At 37.7% G+C, this 17,937-nt stretch carries 16 protein-coding genes and 1 riboswitch; of the genes, 8 read left to right on the top strand and 8 right to left on the bottom strand.

The annotated features are described in order from the left end of the window. Positions 1-86: 86 nt before the first annotated feature. The 4 genes from RFH42_RS11510 to RFH42_RS11495 all read right to left on the bottom strand — a co-directional run bounded on the left by RFH42_RS11510 (position 87) and on the right by RFH42_RS11495 (position 4,894). Positions 87-731, bottom strand: coding sequence for a hypothetical protein (locus tag RFH42_RS11510; RefSeq protein ID WP_308975770.1), 645 nt, complete (start codon positions 729-731; stop codon positions 87-89). A gap of 179 nt (positions 732-910) precedes the next feature. Next, positions 911-2,077 carry an acyl-CoA desaturase gene (locus tag RFH42_RS11505; protein WP_308975769.1) on the bottom strand — a complete coding sequence of 389 codons (1,167 nt, stop codon included), beginning with the start codon at positions 2,075-2,077 and terminating at the stop codon, positions 911-913. Between the two features lie 313 nt (positions 2,078-2,390). Next, complete coding sequence (locus RFH42_RS11500; protein ID WP_308975768.1) at positions 2,391-2,969, bottom strand: cob(I)yrinic acid a,c-diamide adenosyltransferase; 579 nt, start codon at positions 2,967-2,969, stop codon at positions 2,391-2,393. A gap of 80 nt (positions 2,970-3,049) precedes the next feature. Beyond that, the gene (locus RFH42_RS11495) at positions 3,050-4,894 is read right to left on the bottom strand and encodes a TonB-dependent receptor plug domain-containing protein (RefSeq protein WP_308975767.1); all 1,845 of its coding nucleotides are present in this window, start codon (positions 4,892-4,894) and stop codon (positions 3,050-3,052) included. A gap of 36 nt (positions 4,895-4,930) precedes the next feature. Then, a riboswitch (cobalamin riboswitch) is annotated at positions 4,931-5,150 on the bottom strand. Positions 5,151-5,289: 139 nt separating this feature from the next. Here RFH42_RS11495 and RFH42_RS11490 point away from each other — a divergent pair. The 6 genes from RFH42_RS11490 (at position 5,290) to RFH42_RS11465 (ending at position 11,550) form a co-directional block, all read left to right on the top strand. Then, positions 5,290-5,931 (top strand): phosphoribosylanthranilate isomerase, encoded by a 642-nt coding sequence (locus RFH42_RS11490; protein WP_308975766.1) that lies wholly within the window; start codon positions 5,290-5,292, stop codon positions 5,929-5,931. Beyond that, positions 5,915-7,144, top strand: a complete 1,230-nt coding sequence (gene trpB / locus RFH42_RS11485; RefSeq protein WP_308975765.1) for a tryptophan synthase subunit beta — start codon at positions 5,915-5,917, stop codon at positions 7,142-7,144. The genes RFH42_RS11490 and trpB overlap by 17 nt, the downstream gene beginning before the upstream one ends. An 11-nt stretch (positions 7,145-7,155) precedes the next feature. Then, on the top strand, positions 7,156-7,665 hold the full coding sequence (locus RFH42_RS11480) for a DUF1543 domain-containing protein (protein WP_308975764.1): 510 nt from the start codon (positions 7,156-7,158) through the stop codon (positions 7,663-7,665). Positions 7,666-8,003: 338 nt separating this feature from the next. Continuing rightward, the gene (locus RFH42_RS11475; protein WP_308975763.1) at positions 8,004-9,647 is read left to right on the top strand and encodes a nitrite/sulfite reductase; all 1,644 of its coding nucleotides are present in this window, start codon (positions 8,004-8,006) and stop codon (positions 9,645-9,647) included. Beyond that, positions 9,640-10,125, top strand: coding sequence for a DUF934 domain-containing protein (locus tag RFH42_RS11470; protein ID WP_308975762.1), 486 nt, complete (start codon positions 9,640-9,642; stop codon positions 10,123-10,125). Before RFH42_RS11475 ends, RFH42_RS11470 begins: the two co-directional genes overlap by 8 nt. Positions 10,126-10,248: 123 nt before the next feature. Then, a complete protein-coding gene (locus RFH42_RS11465) occupies positions 10,249-11,550 on the top strand; it encodes a hypothetical protein (RefSeq protein WP_308975761.1) in 1,302 nt (433 codons plus the stop codon). Positions 11,551-11,595: 45 nt separating this feature from the next. On the opposite strand, the gene RFH42_RS11460 is transcribed toward RFH42_RS11465, so the two are convergent. The 3 genes from RFH42_RS11460 to RFH42_RS11450 form a co-directional block, all read right to left on the bottom strand. Beyond that, positions 11,596-12,027: a VOC family protein gene (locus RFH42_RS11460; RefSeq protein WP_308975760.1), complete on the bottom strand. Its 432-nt coding sequence runs from the start codon at positions 12,025-12,027 to the stop codon at positions 11,596-11,598. 129 nt (positions 12,028-12,156) lie between these two features. Next, positions 12,157-13,332 (bottom strand): thiolase family protein, encoded by a 1,176-nt coding sequence (locus RFH42_RS11455; protein WP_308975759.1) that lies wholly within the window; start codon positions 13,330-13,332, stop codon positions 12,157-12,159. 83 nt (positions 13,333-13,415) lie between these two features. Further along, positions 13,416-13,973 carry a GspH/FimT family pseudopilin gene (locus RFH42_RS11450; protein WP_308975758.1) on the bottom strand — a complete coding sequence of 186 codons (558 nt, stop codon included), beginning with the start codon at positions 13,971-13,973 and terminating at the stop codon, positions 13,416-13,418. A 948-nt stretch (positions 13,974-14,921) separates the two neighbouring features. Here RFH42_RS11450 and omp38 point away from each other — a divergent pair. Both omp38 and RFH42_RS11440 read left to right on the top strand, forming a co-directional pair. Then, positions 14,922-15,977, top strand: a complete 1,056-nt coding sequence (gene omp38 / locus RFH42_RS11445) for an outer membrane protein Omp38 (protein ID WP_308975757.1) — start codon at positions 14,922-14,924, stop codon at positions 15,975-15,977. A gap of 139 nt (positions 15,978-16,116) precedes the next feature. Continuing rightward, complete coding sequence (locus tag RFH42_RS11440) at positions 16,117-16,575, top strand: OmpA family protein (RefSeq protein WP_308975755.1); 459 nt, start codon at positions 16,117-16,119, stop codon at positions 16,573-16,575. Between the two features lie 54 nt (positions 16,576-16,629). Here the strand turns inward: RFH42_RS11440 and RFH42_RS11435 are convergent, their stop codons facing one another. Then, positions 16,630-17,835 carry an RtcB family protein gene (locus RFH42_RS11435; RefSeq protein ID WP_308975753.1) on the bottom strand — a complete coding sequence of 402 codons (1,206 nt, stop codon included), beginning with the start codon at positions 17,833-17,835 and terminating at the stop codon, positions 16,630-16,632. Between the last annotated feature and the right edge of the window lie 102 nt (positions 17,836-17,937).

The following is a 17,937-nucleotide window of genomic DNA, read 5'->3' as shown; positions in this document are numbered from 1 at the left end:
GCAATAGAGATTGATGGTTTTGACTATAACAAAAAAATGCGCATCATAAGTAATACTATGCATTAGTCTTTGTTTAAATTGATATTTTATTGGGGTGGTGAAGCGAGTTCTACAGGGACATTACAGTCACTGAAGGTCCATAGACTGGGTTTAAATGTACTTGGTGGGATGGGGAGATTTTTATCATTATAGATTGTTCTTAAGTCGAAATTATTGAGATGGACATTTAAATAGTTTGTTTTGGAGCAGGTGATGGCTTTTCCAGTTTTATCGGTAAAATGATAGTCCTCAGCTAAACGTAGGAAACCTGTTGTAGGTGCAATTTCAATGATGGATATACCATTAATAGTGACTAGATAAGGAAATTGAATGTCCTCAACATCATTTAAATCGGCTGGTGCATTGTATTGATAGCCTTGGGGGATATATTTACGAATCTGTGTCCCTTTAGGCAAAACAATTTCACCAAAAGGTGTGGCTTCTTTTAGGGTAAAGTATCGGTTCTTATCTTTATCTTTTTCAAATCGAACAAATTCTGCATCCTCTTTCATGGCCCAGAGAATTAACAGTAGAAATAAAATAAATAGCACCATAGGGCTATATAACAGATAGCGCTGCCATTTTTTTAAAGGAGGAACAAGTAATCCTAAACGTGTATATTTACATCGCCAAATCATATAGTAAGCCGCTGATCCAATACTGAGCAGTGCAAGCATGATCAATATGAGCAAAATATTAACTCCTGTATTGGTGACAGTAATATTAAACTATAAATATACAGGGAATAGATAAGGCAGAATTTTAGATTTGATGGTGGACAGAGTGATTTGATAAAAAATTATAATGAGATGTTAAATGTTTATCATAAGGTAATCCACCACTAGAGCAAGTGTCTAGTAGTGGAATCTAATTAGTCAGAAACTGCATTTTTTTTGATAGAACGCATCAGTGTTTCTAAGCGTTCACGATGGAAACTTAACTTCTGCTCAACCAATTGGAAATCAACAGTGAGTTTAATATCCATATTATGGATCTTTTCTGCAACAGCTGCTTTCTTTGCTTGAAGCTCTTGTTCTTTTAACTTTGCCCAATCATTTAAGGTATGTGTGAAAGCCTCATACTCTTGAGCGACTTTTTGTTTCATTGCATTAAGGTCTGCATTGACATCGTGGCCATAAACAGCAAGATCTTGTTCTGCATATTTAAATCGCATCGCCAACTCAGCTTTTTTGATATTAAAGCTAGGGATACGACGAAGATTTTTTGCTAAACCTACTTTAGAGCAAGACCAAATGAGCCATTTTGTTGGATCATATTGCCACCACTTTACTCCGTTACGGTAGTCGTATTGGAAAATATGGTGATAGTTATGATAGCCCTCACCCCAAGTTGCAATTGCTAACCAGAAGTTATCACGTGCTGTATTTTCATCTGTATATGGGCGTTTCCCCCACATATGACAAAGTGAATTAATGAAGAATGTAACATGATGACTTAGAATTAAACGGACTAAACCACCTAAAAGCACTACACCCCAAAGGTCACCTACAGCCCAACCTACAGTACCTAAAATAACAACATGAACAGCAATTACTAAGGGTACATAGTATTTATGTTGGAACATGACTAATTTGTCATTGAGTAAGTCTGGTGCATTTTTAAAGTCTGGTTCTGCTGCTGGATAGTTGCGTAGCATCCATCCCATATGTGCGTACCAAAAACCATTATTAATCGAATACGGGTCTTTATCTACATCATCGACATGACGATGATGGGTACGGTGACCCGATGACCAAAACAGAATACTATTCTGAACAGCAAAAGTACCAGCAAGCATTAAAATAATTTTTAATGGGAGAGTCGCTTCATAGGCTCGATGTGCCCATAAGCGGTGATAGCCCGCAGTAATCCCAAGACTACTGACGCCTAAAAGAATAAACATGCTCAACCATGCTGCTAAACTAAAATCGTTATAGTAGGCATAAACTGGGATCGTAATTAAAGCAAGGACTGGTAAGAAGACCAGCGCAAAAATTGCAATCCAGTTGATTGGGGCTTTGGGTAGGGGAGGATTCATCTCCAACAGCACTCCTAAAAACCTAAGAAGGAAGGCAAAACAAATACAAATTATAGTTCAGCGCAGATGCAAAGCGTACTCATTTTTGCACTATAACTTTCGGCCAAATAATAGCACGAGCTCATATGTATTCACTAGTATTATTGTACATTTGTATTTATTTAAGTGTAATGAAAATATAGTTTGTCATGATGTAAATATGTAGTGTGTTTACTTTTAAAAGTAATATATTGATCATCAAGAAAAATTATTCTTGATGATCGTTTTTTATGTCAGAGATATCCACTATTTTAGTCAGGATTTTCGTTGTTGCTTAGATACTTTCGTTGATATTTTTTTGCCACAAGACCTCGCTGCCACCATGAATACGTTGTAGGCTGCGAGAGGCTACAAATAACCAATCTGAAAGACGATTAAGTAATTGTAATGCTGTATTTTCAATATTTTGATCACGTTGTTGTAAGCTTACTAGACTACGTTCTGCACGTCGGCATACAGCACGTGCTTGGTGAGCATAACTACAACTTAAATTGCCAGCAGGTAAAATAAACTCTTTGAGCATAGGCAGATGCTGGTTCATTTGATCAATTTCACTTTCAAGGTATTCAATACAAATCGGTTGTAATAATTTGTAGTTAGGAATACATACCTCACCCCCTAAATCAAATAACCAGTGTTGAATAAGACTTAGAGATTTTTCCCATTGATCTTGTTCAGTGATATCACTGTTTACGATCTGGGCTCGTAATACACCAATGATGGCATTTAACTCATCAACATCACCGAGTGTTTGGATACGAAGGTCGTCTTTAGCTACACGAGAGCCATCTCCAAGACCTGTACTTCCTGAATCACCTGTACGTGTATAGATTTTGCTTAAACGATGTCCCATTGTGAGTTCCCTATAATAAAAATGGATAATGTCTGGCTGACATTATCCATAATATTGATCAAGACTACAGTATTGGATGTTTAGTATTTAAATGTCACACCAGCTGAAGCTAAGCGGCCACCATTCACATACCAATCTGATGAAGGAAAGTTGTTATGAACTTCACGGTATTGAACATCACCTATATTTTGGATATTACTAAATAGTTTTATGTTTGGGTTAATGTTCCAATATGCATTTAAATCAATGGTTGCATAACCAGGGACACGAATTGGGTTAGTGGAATTACTGGCATTTGAATGAGATCTGGAGACGAGCGTTGCACTAATTCCATAAACTGGATTTTCTAAGCCAGCATTTATTGTAAATGTGTTTTTAGGCCGATATGCGATTTCTATACCAGTTGTTTTATTTTCTGTTTCGACATAAGCATATTCGCTAGATACGAACCAATCATCTTTTTTCCATTTTAAAGCTAATTCACCACCAGTAAAGTTTGCTTTTTGAATATTCTCATTGATGTCATTGGTATATGTAATTAGATTATCCAAGTTAGTGCGATAAACAGAGAGACTAGTAAGTAGGTTGTCTGTAATGTAGTGATCTAATCCCAGCTCATAGGAAACACTTTCCTCAGGTTTTAGTTGTGTGTTACCTCCCCATTGTGAATATAACTCATTCAATGACGGTGCGCGGAAAGCACTTCCAATATTGGCATATACACTAGTAGATGGTAGCACTTGGTATCGAATTGCACCCTGACCAACAGTATGTGTGCCAAATTTATCATTATCTTCTAATCGAATACCCACTTGAGTATTTACTCGATCAGATTTGAATTGATGCTGAATATAATAGCCTGTGGTATCTATCGTTTTCTTATTATCCTGAATGGTATTGCTGTCATAACGAGCATTGAGAAGGTTTACGCCAAACAAAACATTTTGTTTTGGGGTGAAATTCCAGCGCAAGTTAATATCACCCTCATTATTTTCAGTATTATAGTGGGAAGCATATACAGGTACATTTTGTTTATCTTTTACATTTGAGTAACGTGCATTAATCGTAAAATCAGAGTTTAAAATATATGCAATTTTAGCGTTGATAAGTTGGTTTTCAAATTGACGTGGTGCTGTATTTCGTATGTAGTCATTACTAAAGATATTAGTTCCTTTGTTCTGACTGATCGCTAAACTTGAATCAATTTTATTTTCTTTGAAATAACCTACTTTGGCATTGAATCCTTTTTGATCAAAAGATGCTTTGTCAGAAGTCGATTGGCTTTCAAAAATACGAGTACCATCACTTTCTAAACGTTGTCCACCTATTTGTGCATAAAGCCCATTGTCAGCAACTAAATCTGCATTGGCAATTACCTTATAGGTTTGATTTTCACCATAGATGCCGGTTAGTGAGGCACTTGTTTTTTCAGGTTTTTTTGAAATTAATTGTATGACACCACCTACTGCATCACTCCCATACTGTACTGATGCTGGGCCTTTTAAAATCTCGATTTGTTGAATATCAGTTGTATCTAAGAAACCTGTATATACAGGTGCGAGATCATTTTGGCTATTGATTCGCGCACCATCTTTTAACAATAAAGTATGAACAGATTTTGTTCCCCGTAAAGATAATTCTGAAGTCTGACCTAAACCACCATTTTGTTTAATAAAAATACTGGCTTCTTTTTGTAATAGGTCGGATAGATTGATTGCAGGATTTTGAGAAATTTCTTGCTGATCAATGACATTCATCCGTGCAGGAACTTTTTCAATTTCTTCTGCTGATTTAGATGCAGTAACAACTAAAGTAGGAAGAACTACACGTTCTTGTTGATCGTTAGCCGCAAAGGTTGTACTGGTTGCACACATTGCTAGAGTGATAGCACTTACAAGTGTGCTGTATTGAAAAATAGATGACATGATCGACTCCATACATTCACCCCCCGTGAATGTTTGATGATGAGAGAGCAACAAGCAGGTTTCCGGACTTGAGTATGAGCAAAATGACGGCACCGTAGTCATTTGCGTACATATCGACCTTCCCACACCAAAGGTGCAGTGGTTTAAGTGGTGACTTATTGGATATGTATTCATTCTTACCGTTGCGGGGGCAGTTTTGGCTTCAACCAAATTCCCTATACCGATGTGTGGTAAGACTCGTTGCAATTTTTGCGCAGTATAAAGACTGTAGTTTATTTAAACAATAAAAAAACGGCTTTGGTGGTTAAGATTTAGCACGACATGACAAAATTACATTACAATGCCATTTCATGGAAATTTTGCTTTAGTTTTATATAGTTCAAATGGATACAACGATGCGTACTCGTGTCAAAATTTGTGGCATTACTCGTGTAGAGGACATTCACGCTGCTGTAGAGGCTGGTGCCGATGCAATTGGTTTGGTTTTTTATGCGCCAAGTCCACGCGCAGTAAATGTAGAGCAAGCCAAATTGTTAGCCGAACACATTCCACCTTATGTCAGTATTGTGGGATTGTTTGTCAATGCGGATGCTGAGGAAATTGCACAGGTACTGCAACAGGTTCCGGTTGATGTGTTACAGTTGCATGGCGATGAAACACCCGAGCAATGTCAACAGATTGCGCAGCGTACTGGACGACGTTGGTATAAGGCATTACAGGTAAAACCTGCATCGGATATGGTTGCAGAAATTGCGTCATATCAACAGAGTGGAGCAAGTGCTGTATTACTTGATGCATGGCATCCAGAGCTGAAAGGTGGGACAGGTTTACAGTTTGACTGGAGCAAATTTCCACAGACTGATTTCCCATTGATTTTAGCGGGCGGGTTGCATGCCGATAATATTCAACAGGCCATTACTGTTACTCAGCCTTATGCAGTTGATGTAAGTGGTGGTGTAGAGTCAGCCAAAGGTATAAAAAATCAACAACTCATTCAACGATTTATGCAAGGAGTCCAAGGTGGATCAGCAAAATAATGTGATTGACTATAGCCAATTTCCCGATGCCAATGGCCACTTTGGTATCCATGGTGGGCGTTTCGTGTCAGAAACATTAATGGCAGCATTGCAAGATTTGGAAAAACTCTATTTTCGTATGAAAGAAGATGCGAAATTCCAAGCGGAGTTTGACCGCGATTTGGCATTTTACGTTGGTCGTCCAAGTCCGTTATATCATGCTGAGCGTTGGTCGGAAGTCCTTGGTGGCGCGCAGATTTATTTAAAACGAGAAGATTTAAATCATACAGGTTCGCACAAAGTAAATAATACAATCGGTCAAGCGTTATTGGCTAAGCTTTCTGGTAAAAAACGTATTATTGCTGAAACAGGTGCAGGCCAACATGGTGTGGCAACTGCAACAATTGCTGCACGTTTAGGTATGGAATGCGTTGTTTACATGGGTGCCGAGGACGTTAGACGTCAAGCAATGAATGTCTATCGTATGCGTTTATTGGGTGCAACGGTTGTTCCTGTAGAAAGTGGTTCAAAAACATTGAAAGATGCCATGAACGAAGCCATGCGTGATTGGGTAACCAATGTGGATAATACCTATTATGTAATTGGTACTGCGGCTGGACCACACCCATATCCTCAATTGGTTCGTGATTTCCAATCGATTATTGGTCGTGAAGCACGTAAGCAAATTTTAGAACAAGCAGGCCGTCTTCCTGATGCATTGGTTGCTTGTGTGGGTGGTGGTTCGAATGCGATTGGTTTGTTTTATCCATTCTTAAATGATACCAATGTCAAAATGTATGGTGTTGAAGCGGCAGGTCTAGGTATTCACACAGGTAAGCACTCTGCACCATTAAATGCTGGGCATGTTGGTGTATTACATGGTAACAGAACCTATTTAATGTCTGATCCACAAGGTCAAATTATTGAAACGCATAGTATTTCAGCCGGTTTAGATTATCCGGGTGTTGGTCCTGAACATAGTTTCTTAAAAGACATGGATCGTGTGCAATATATGCCAATTAACGATGCAGAAGCATTGCAAGGTTTCCGTGATTTAACCCAGATTGAAGGCATCATTCCAGCCTTAGAAAGCTCGCATGCAATGGCTTATGTGACTAAGCTGGCGCCAACTATGTCTAAAGATCAAATTATTATTGCGACGGTATCGGGTCGTGGTGATAAGGATTTAATGACTGTTGCGCGTATAGATGGTGTTGAAATGGTTGATATGTAAGGAATTTGTTTATGCTAAGCTTGTTTGTTGTTATGTTGGGTGGGCGTCATGCTAAAGCCAATACTGAGGTACATGATGTAGTACTTGCTGTTGGTGAGAGCTTGGAACAAGTCTATCCACAGTTAAAACAAGCTTGGTTTGGCGAAGCAAAGGGTTTACATATTGACGCATGGGCTCAAATTCGTGGTGTCAGTTTTGAAGGTCAAAATTATCAGTTACGATTTGAGCCCAATGCAGCTCCCCAATCTGAAGAGAAGTTATATTTAATTAATCTTGGGGGCTATGATCCAAAAGAGTTTGGTGAATTACATCGTTATGTTTTAGTGGTCGCTCAAAATGAAATGGTGGCTAAAGTTAAAGGTAAGCAATATTTTGCTGCCCATTGGCAAAAACAACATACAGATCGCGTACTAGAGGTCGATGATTGTTTGCATATTAGTGAAGTGCAGGGGCAGTTTGTACATTTGAGTCAGGGTGATTTTGCTAGTAATCATTGGGAAAACTGTTATCTCACAATTTAGTGTTGATGACTTGATAATAAAACTCAGATCAGAATACGGATTGTTTGAAATGTAAGTTTAGCTTGCATAATGCAATAAAAAATAGAATGCCTAGAGTTTTATGAAGAAATCCCCATTCAAGTTCAACTCTATCAAATATGCAAAAATGTGATATCTATTTGAGAATAAAGTAAAACTCCTGATTTATGCGCGTCATTTAAGCAAAATCATTGCTTAGCCAACAGTTACACCGCCTATATTTGGAAAACTTCTAATAAGTATTAAGAAAATACATTTATCTGATACATGAATAATCGCTATGCTAGCCGTCTTATTCAGGAACTGACTAGCTAATCGCCATGTACTTATATACTGACTTCGATCAGCAACTGATCAATGAACGAGTTGCGCAATTTCGTGATCAAACACAACGCTATTTAGCAGGTAAATTGACGGAAGATGAATACCGTCCATTACGTTTGCAAAATGGTTTATATGTGCAACGTTATGCACCGATGTTACGTATAGCTGTACCTTACGGTTTAATGAATTCGAAGCAGCTTAGAAAAGTCGCTGAACTTGCAAAAAACTATGACCGTGGTTATGCACATGTTTCTACTCGCCAGAATATTCAATTTAACTGGCCAGCTTTAGAAAATGTTCCTGATATGTTGGCAGAATTGGCAACAGTACAAATGCACGCCATTCAAACATCAGGAAACTGTATTCGTAATACAACCACTGACCAATATGCAGGTGTTGTTGCTGGGGAAGTAGCCGATCCACGTCCAACTTGTGAGTTGATTCGTCAGTGGAGTACTTTCCATCCTGAATTTGCTTTCCTACCGCGAAAGTTCAAAATTGCTGTTTCTGCTTTGTCTGAAGTTGATCGTGCTGCAGTCTCTTTTCATGATATTGGTGTTTATATTGTGAAAAATGATGCTGGTGAAATTGGTTATCAAATTAAAGTGGGCGGTGGATTGGGCCGCACACCAATTATTGGTGTGGTGATTCGTGAATGGTTGCCAAGAGAAGACCTGATTGCATATTTAGAAGCAGTTTTGCGTGTTTATAACTTGCATGGTCGTCGTGATAATAAATATAAAGCACGTATTAAAATTTTGGTGAAAGCATTAACACCTGCAGTATTCGCTGAAAAAGTTGAAGCTGAGTTTCAACATACTGTGAAAACACTAAAAATTCAGGCTGATGTTTTGGAAAAAATGGATCAGGAGTTTCTACCATTTAGTTATCAAAATTATACCGATGAAGACTTTAGTGCATTATTTGCTGAACATCCGAAGTTTAAACAGTGGTTCAATATTAATACCCATGCACATAAAGTGAAAGGTTATCGTGTTGTAACGATTTCACTGAAACGTGCAGGTGTCGCACCAGGTGATATTACCTCTGAAGAGATGAATGTTATTGCAGATCTAGCAGATCAATATACCTTTGGTGAGTTAAGAACAACACATGAGCAAAATATTGCTTTGGTTGATGTACCACAAAAAGATTTATTTGCTTTATGGCAAGTGCTTGAACAAAATAATTTAGCTCGTGCTCATATTGGTTTTATTACCGATATTATCTGCTGTCCAGGTGGGGATTTTTGTTCACTGGCTAACGCAAAATCAATTCCAATTTCAGAAGCCATTAGTCGCCGCTTTGATGACCTAGATACAGTTTATAATTTAGGCCGTATTGATTTAAATATTTCAGGATGTATGAACGCATGTGGTCATCATCATGTAGGAAATATTGGAATTTTAGGTGTAGATAAAAAAGGTGCTGAGTTCTATCAAATTACACTTGGTGGTAATGCTGATCATGATGCTTCACTTGGTGATATTTTAGGGCCTTCTTTTGCCGCAGAAGTCGTTCCTGATGTGATAGATGAAATTCTCAATACCTATTTAGATTTGCGTTTAGATAAAGAAGAATTTATCGAAACTTATCGCCGTGTTGGCATTCAACCATTTAAGGAGCGTGCATATGCTTAATACTGCATTGGCTGTACTCAATAAAGATGGCAGCATCGTAGAAAATAGCTATCAATTGCTCACTGAGGATGGTCAAATTCCAGTAGGTGATGTTGTGCTTACCACTTCACAACTTGATGTACTTGGACAAGTGAAAGGTAAAAAAGCGCTTTATCTTACAGTTGATGATTCACCAGAGTCACATGTATTTCCACTTGCCCAATTGGATACTATCTTTATTGAGTTTGCTGGTTTTAATGATGGTCGTGGTTATTCTTTTGCTGCACTTTTGCGTCGTCAAGGTTTTCAAGGTGAATTACGTGCTGTTGGGGATATCTTTAAAGATGTCCTCAATTATCTGAAACGCTCTGGCTTTGATAGTTTTGTAATTAAAGAAGGTAAAGATATTGAAGAAGCCGCACAAGGTTTAAAAGATTTCACTCATCCTTATCAAGCTTCGACTGCTGTAGCACAGGCGAGTTATCAAACTGGGGCATAATAGCTCGGTATAACTGCGCAATAAAAGCTGGATTTTATCCAGCTTTTTTATGCAATAAAATAAGTTAAAATTTATATAACTAAACTATAATTGAGAGAGAATGATAATTGTACTGAATAGAAAATGAATGAGTTTGAACAGTTAAAATTATATTTAACCAATCGGGATGGATATTTGCGTCAAAAATCGCTTATTGCACTAAAAAATAATTTTAAACCTGATGTTTTTCCATTGTTATTGCGTTGCTTAAGTGATTATGTGGAAGCTAATCGGCAAGCTGCAGAAGAAAATTTGAAAGTTTGGAGTAAACAACAAGGTTTTTCTAAACTCTGCATTGATTATTTTGAAGATGTCGTTGCTATACAAGATCGTGTGAGGAGAATGCGTGATATTGAACAGATCATCTTTGAAAGTATTCTTTCTAATCTAGGTTATTTACAACAAGTGATGTTTGGTCAACAAGGTCATCGAGTTAGATCAATTTTTCAGCATGTTAAAAAATATCAATGGATCAATTTGCTTGAGTTAGAGCGATTGTGTAAGTTCGCAAAAGACCCAATGCTGAGGGTGTTTTGGTTGCAAGGTGTACTTCATAGAAATCAAACTGATGAGTTAAAGAACGAGTTTAGACAAAGTTCGTTTGGGGATATTCAACGTCAGTTATTACAGACATTACACCTTAATGGTAGTTTAGAAACAGAAACATTATTGTTGGCTTGGCAGAGTAAATATAAGTCTGTTATGGATTATGCATGCTTTGTACTAAAGGGGAGAGGTTTTAATTTTAAGGCATATTTTAATCAATACCCTATCAGCTCATTAGATAACCATCAGGAAAAAATAAGAGTTCGTCAATTGATGCTGATGAAATGGGATAAGAATGAGTTGCTACAATTAATCTCATTAACCTCCAATGAGGAATTACGAGCTCATGTTTTAATATCGAGTTTGAAAAGTAATTATTTAAGTATGGAGGATATAATTTATTTGTCTACTTTGACGTATGTGCAATTAAATTTTAGTTTGCAATATATTGAATGTTTGCTTCGAGCCTTAACTAAACAAATTACAGTTGATGAGCTGACTATACTACTAGGATTAACTCATGAATGTCCAAGTTTACTATCCAAGTTGGGATATCTAAAATATTTGGATTATTGGGATCGTCTATATTGGATTATTTGTTTAATTGAAGATGATCGCGAACATCAGCCTCAGGTTGCTTATGATTTGCAACAGTTGTTGGATGAGGCTATTCGAGATGGGCGTTATGTGCTTTTCGCACCAGATTCTAGTTGGTTGCCAGCTAGAATAGAGCGTGTCTATGCCGCTATACTTCAACATTTTCAAAAACAGATTAGCCCACTCCAGTTATCTGATTATCAGAAAATGTTGAATATTTTAAAGAAGCGTTGTTCTCTTTAATAAGAACAACGCATTAGCAGAACGATAGGGATTGTTGGATGGATCTTACTGACAGTTGATCATCCAGTGAATTCCAAATTGATCTATAAATGAGGCGTAAAGTGCGCCCCAGAATGTTTGTTCTAGAGCCATTTCGATTTGACCACCTTGAGAAAGTACTGCAAATAAACGATGAGCTTCAGCTTCCTCACCGGCAGTAAGGTTTATGGAAATATGATGATTATTGCCTTGTACGAGTTGTATATTCTTTTGGGTACAGAGCGCTTCAGTATAATCTGAACCCATAAGAACAGTGTATTCGTTGATGGGTAGAGAAACATGCAGAATATAGTCTCGTTCCTGTGCGCTGAGTGCGTGTTCAGTTGGGATTTCCCCATAACGTTTTAATAGGGAGAATTCTCCTCCAAAAGCCGTTTTATAAAAATTAAAAGCAGCTTCGGTTTGACCTTTAAAGCTCAAGTAGTGGTTAAGTTGCATAGTTTTCACCATTATGGTTATTGTGACGTTATTATGAATTGTGTGGGTGATGGATATAGATAATAAAATCAATCATAAAAAAATCCCACATATATTAATTTGCAGGATTTTTTTATTCATTTTATAGAACTATAAAATTTCAATTGCTACGGCGGTTGCCTCTCCACCACCAATACATAAAGTGGCAATGCCTTTTTTACCACCTGTACGTTTCAAGGCATGAATTAATGACAAGATAATTCGTGAACCTGTAGAACCAACAGGGTGGCCAAGCGCACAGGCACCACCGTGAATATTTACTTTTTCAGGGTCGAGTTTGAAATCATCAATTGGACACATGGTCACCATTGCAAAGGCTTCATTAATCTCCCACAAGTCTACATCTTGAGCATTCCATTGAGTTTGCTGTAGGACTTTTTCAATTGCACCGCCTGGTGCAATGGTAAACTCTGAAGGATGACGTGAGTTAGATGCATACGCTACAATTTTGGCTAGAGGTTGAAGACCTTTAGCTTGTGCATTTGCACTTGAGGTGAGTAAGAGGGCAGAAGCACCATCAGAGATAGAACTGGCATTCGCAGCTGTAATAGTTCCATCATGTGCAAATGCTGGACGTAACGTTGGAATCTTCTCAATATTTGCATTAAAGGGTTGTTCATCGCTATCTACTGTCACATCACCTTTTCGAGTAGAAATAGTGACAGGAACTATTTCATCTTTGAAATAACCTTCTGTAATGGCTGTTTTAGCACGATTAAGTGATCGAATGGCAAATTCATCCATTTGTTCTCGGCTATATGCGCGTTCATTTGCCATGTCTTGTGCAAATGAACCCATGAGGCGACCCGTTTCTGCATCTTCTAAGCCATCAAAGAACATATGATCTTTTAATTCACCATGTCCCATACGGTAACCAGCACGTGCCTTGGTTAATAGATATGGAGCATTACTCATAGATTCCATACCCCCGGCAATTACTGTTGTTGCTGATCCGGCTTTGATCATATCTGCAGCCTGCATGACTGCTTTCATTCCCGAACCACAAAGTTTATTAATTGTGACGGCTGCTGTTGTGTCAGGAAGACCCGCTAAACGCATAGCTTGGCGTGCAGGGCCTTGCTTTAACCCAGCAGGTAAGACACAGCCCATAATGACTTCTTCAACATCCTCTAATGCTACACCTGAGCGAGAAATTGCAGCTTGTATGGTTACAGCACCCAGTTGTGGGGCTGTTTGGGTAGATAGACTTCCTTGAAAGCCACCCATAGCAGTACGTGCTCCATTAACAATTACAATCTCAGTCATTCTAATTTCTCCATTTGTTTTTAAGTCATTTTCCCAATAAGGAGTATATAAAAAAAGCTGATCGAGTACAGAAATTTTCCTGACTAACAAGCTTTTGTTGGTATGTGACTTAAATGTCCCATCTGATTTAGTATCAGATCGAAGCTAAGGTGAGGATTGATTTGGCTACAATAGCGAAATCGTCCATTTGATCCCCGTGGTAAACCTGTATCTGATTGAAAAACGATTTGAGTCTTATGTGTGCTGTTCCCATACCAATTAAAAGTACCATATTTGATATTCATTTCGAGGTGAGAAATGATATGTTCATTTTTATTTAATTGACGGTCTTTATTGCGATCTATATAAACAATTAAACCCTGTGCCCATTGTTGTTGATCACAATGAATCAAGTTGTTCGAGGCACAGATGATTAGATCTTGATTGGAAATAAAAGCTTGATTTCGTGCTAGATGGAGCTGTTGTTGAATAAGACTAGATATATTTTTAGCTTCAAGTTGTGCTGCTATTTTATTGAAGAATGGAATGCTCAGAAAGTACATGACGATGATCATACTCAAACAAGCCATAAGCTCTAGTAGCGTGATTCCTTGATCAATTTTATGGTTTGGATTTCTATTATGTTTATCATTATAGGCCATTATTTTGTTTTGACTCATTTATATATTGAAAGCTGATTGGGGATATTTGCATCGGGGGGAAAGAAGTTGATTTCACCTTAATTGCTTAAAATCTTGTGCCTTATCATATTTTCACTTTACTTGTGTTGTATAAATTATAAGGTAAAGTGACCTTGTTTAAATTTTAAGTTGTTGAGTGAGCAATGTTGTCTAAATTAATGAATAATAATGTTTAAATTGATAATGTCATTTCGACCATCATAATAAGCATAAAATTCAGTTTATTATGTTGTGAATGTAGACTATTTCTTAAATTAAAAAGTATGTGCTTTTATGTTGATAATCTTAAATGTTTTTAAAAAACAATGCAGTATTGATGTTTTCTAAAATAAGTTTTTGTATTTTTTTAATGAATAATCCTGCCAAATGAGTGGTATTTGCAAAATTTTGTTTTAATAAACAATCAAATATATTTTAAATTATTTATACAAGTGTTAAAGTGTAATCAAGATGAAAATATATACAGTGTTCATTGGGTTATACCGAATGGACAGGTCTAGTGTAAAATGAAGGCTTATGGGGCTGTATATCTTGAATTATATGGTGATCATGAAAATAACTTAATTTGTTTTTGAAAAGAAAGAATGATCGATAAGGTTAAAATTTTTTTACTATCGTTCTAGAATACTGTTAATATAGCGCGGTGGGAAAATGAGCATAAGCTATTCATAGTACTGGTCGTGTGAAAAATTACGGAATTACAACGGAAATTGTAAGTAATTTTGTCAATAATTTGCATGATTAAGCTTATCAGGCACTTGGAATATGTTCGAAGTGTTTGTATGATTCAACGTGAGTAGCTTAAAAATAATACTGGGGCGTCATCATAGCGTATGGAATGCCCATCTCAGGTAGCTAAAATATTTTAGGCTGAGCTTGAACAACAATTGTTATCTCTGGAGGAAATCCATGAAACTGAGTCGTATCGCACTTGCTATGCTAGTTGCTGCGCCATTAGCTGCGGCTAATGCTGGTGTAACTGTAACCCCTTTACTTTTAGGTTACACATTTCAAGATACTAAACACAACAACAGCCGTGACCATTTAACTAACAATGGTGAAATGCAAGACGATTTATTCGTTGGTGCTGCTATTGGTGTTGAATTGACTCCATGGTTAGGTTTTGAAGCAGAATATAACCAAGTTAAAGGTGATGTTGAAACTCGTCAAGGCATGAACAATGCTGAGTACAAACAACAACAAATCAACGGTAACTTCTATGTTACTTCTGATTTGATCACTAAAGACTATGACAGCAAAATTAAGCCATACGTATTGTTAGGTGCGGGTCATTACAAATATGACTTTAAAGGTGCTTCTGCTGACGAAATCGGTCGTTTCAATCGTGGCATGAAAGAAGAAGGTACTTTAGGTAATGCTGGTTTTGGTGCTTTCTGGCGTCTAAACGATGTATTGTCTCTACGTACTGAAGCACGTGCTACATATAACATCGATGAAGATTTCTGGAACTATACAGCTCTTGCTGGTCTTAACGTAGTTCTTGGTGGTCACTTGAAACCTGCAGCTCCAGTTGTAGTTGTTGCACCAGTTGCACCAGTTGCTCCTGTAGTTCAAGAGCCTAAAGAAGTAATCGAAGATCTTAACATGGAACTTCGTGTGTTCTTTGACATCAACAAGTCAAACATCAAAGATCAATACAAGCCAGAAATTGCTAAAGTTGCAGAGAAACTTAACGAGTATCCAAATGCAACTGCTCGCATCGAAGGTCACACAGATAACACTGGTCCTCGTAAGCTAAACGAACGTTTATCTTTGGCTCGTGCTAACTCTGTTAAATCTGCACTTGTAAGCGAATACAACATTGATGCTTCACGTTTGTCTGCTCAAGGCTTCGCGTGGGATCAACCAATCGCTGATAACAACACTAAAGAAGGCCGTGCTATGAACCGTCGTGTATTCGCGACTATCACAGGTAGCCGTACAGTTCTTGCTCAACCACGTTAATTCGTAGTTGCAGTAATAAGACTGTAATTCTTGAAAAAAAGCGACTCATTTGAGTCGCTTTTTTTTGTCCATTTTAATAAACCACTCAAGGTGTGATACAGTTTCTTTGTAGAGTCGATGAACAAAACAAAGAGATATTATGAAAAATTTGATTTTATTGATTGGTTCAGCTGTTTTTTTTACAGCGTGTACACCTGCACCAGTAAAAACGACCACCAATGCTAAGATGGGCCAAAGTTTGCCTTCTTTAAAAGAATTACAGCAGGGTGTAGCGATATATTTTAAGAATAATTCAACACAAATTGTGGAGCGTGATTTGGTTTATGTGGGGGAGGTTGCGGAGATATTACTGTCTAATCCACGGGCAATTGTTTATATCACTGGGCATACAGATTCAATTGGAAGTGATGCTGTGAATAAGCGGGTTTCTATGCAGCGCGCTAATATTGTGAAAACACGTTTAATGACACAATATAGTGTTAGCCCAAGTCAAATCATTGCGGAAGGCGTGGCTTCTGCTCAACCTATCGCGGACAATAGTACAGCTGAAGGACGTGAAAAAAACCGTCGTGTAACATTAAAGTTGAAACTAAATTAATGAGATTGAGCATATGCATGGTGTAAGCAAATGCGCACCATGCATATGTTTAGACTAGCCTTTAATACAAAGGACTTGTTTTAGTGTATGAACCACTTCAATCAGGTCTTCCTGATTGGCCATTACTTCGTGAATATCTTTATATGCTCCTGGAATTTCATCAACAACCCCTTTGTCTTTACGACATTCAATTCCTTCAGTTTGTTGAATTAAGTCCTGTTGGTTAAAGCTGATCTTGGCTTTAGAGCGACTCATTTTACGTCCTGCCCCATGTGAACAAGAGCAAAAAGACTCTGGATTACCTTTACCCTTAACAATAAAAGAAGCTGCACCCATTGAGCCTGGAATGATGCCATACTCATCTTTACCTGCACGAATAGCTCCTTTACGTGTGACATAGACCTCCTCATCAAAATGAAGCTCTTTTTGTACATAGTTGTGATGACAGTTGATTGCTTCTTTGGTCATTTGAAAACTAGGGAGTAGTGGACGGATTGCTTCCAAAATGAGGCGCATCATTTCACGACGGTTTTCGTATGCGTATTCTTGTGCCCATTCCACAGCTTCAAAGTAATCATCAAATAAACTTGATCCTTCTGTAAAATAAGATAAGTCTTTATCTGGTACATGGCCGAAACGATGTTGAGCTTCTTTTTTTGCACGCTCAATAAAATAAGTACCAATAGCATTACCTAAACCACGGCTACCTGAGTGCAACATGACCCAGACATCCTGGTTTTCATCAAGACAAAGCTCAATAAAATGATTACCACCACCTAAGGTACCTAATTGTTTTTGCCATGTTGAATTAAAATGTCGAAGCATGCGTGTTAAACTAGGGTGCTTACGTGTAATAACTTCGAGCCGCTTTTCCATTGGTGCTAATGTGGAAGCTTTAGCGCGAATTTGCTTGTGCATTTCAAAACCAACTGGCACTTTGCGTTCAATCGCATTACGTAAGCCACTTAAGTTATCGGGCAATTGGTCAGCCTTTATACTTAGACGTAGTGCATTCATGCCACAGCCAATATCTACACCTACAGCAGCAGGAATAATTGCCTGTTTAGTGGGAATGACACTTCCGACAGTTGCACCTTTACCTACATGTACATCTGGCATAACTGCAATATGTGAATGAATAAATTGTAGTTGTGCCATTTTTCTGAGTTGAGTCAGACTTTGTTCATCCACATCTGTCGTGAAAATTTTTACTGGAACGCCATATACTGCTTTGGCGTTCAAAATCATTTTAATGCCCATTATTTTTCTCTATAAATAAATTGATTTGTTGTTTTGCTATGTGCGAAAAGTAGGCATAAAAAAACCTAGCGAATGCTAGGTAATGGTCTAGATTCGGACACA

Origin of the sequence: Acinetobacter rudis, assembly GCF_031157835.1 — a bacterium.
Classification (GTDB): domain Bacteria; phylum Pseudomonadota; class Gammaproteobacteria; order Pseudomonadales; family Moraxellaceae; genus Acinetobacter; species Acinetobacter rudis_A.
The sequence above is the reverse complement of the archived record's forward strand: the minus strand, read 5'-3'. Positions and strand labels throughout refer to the sequence as shown.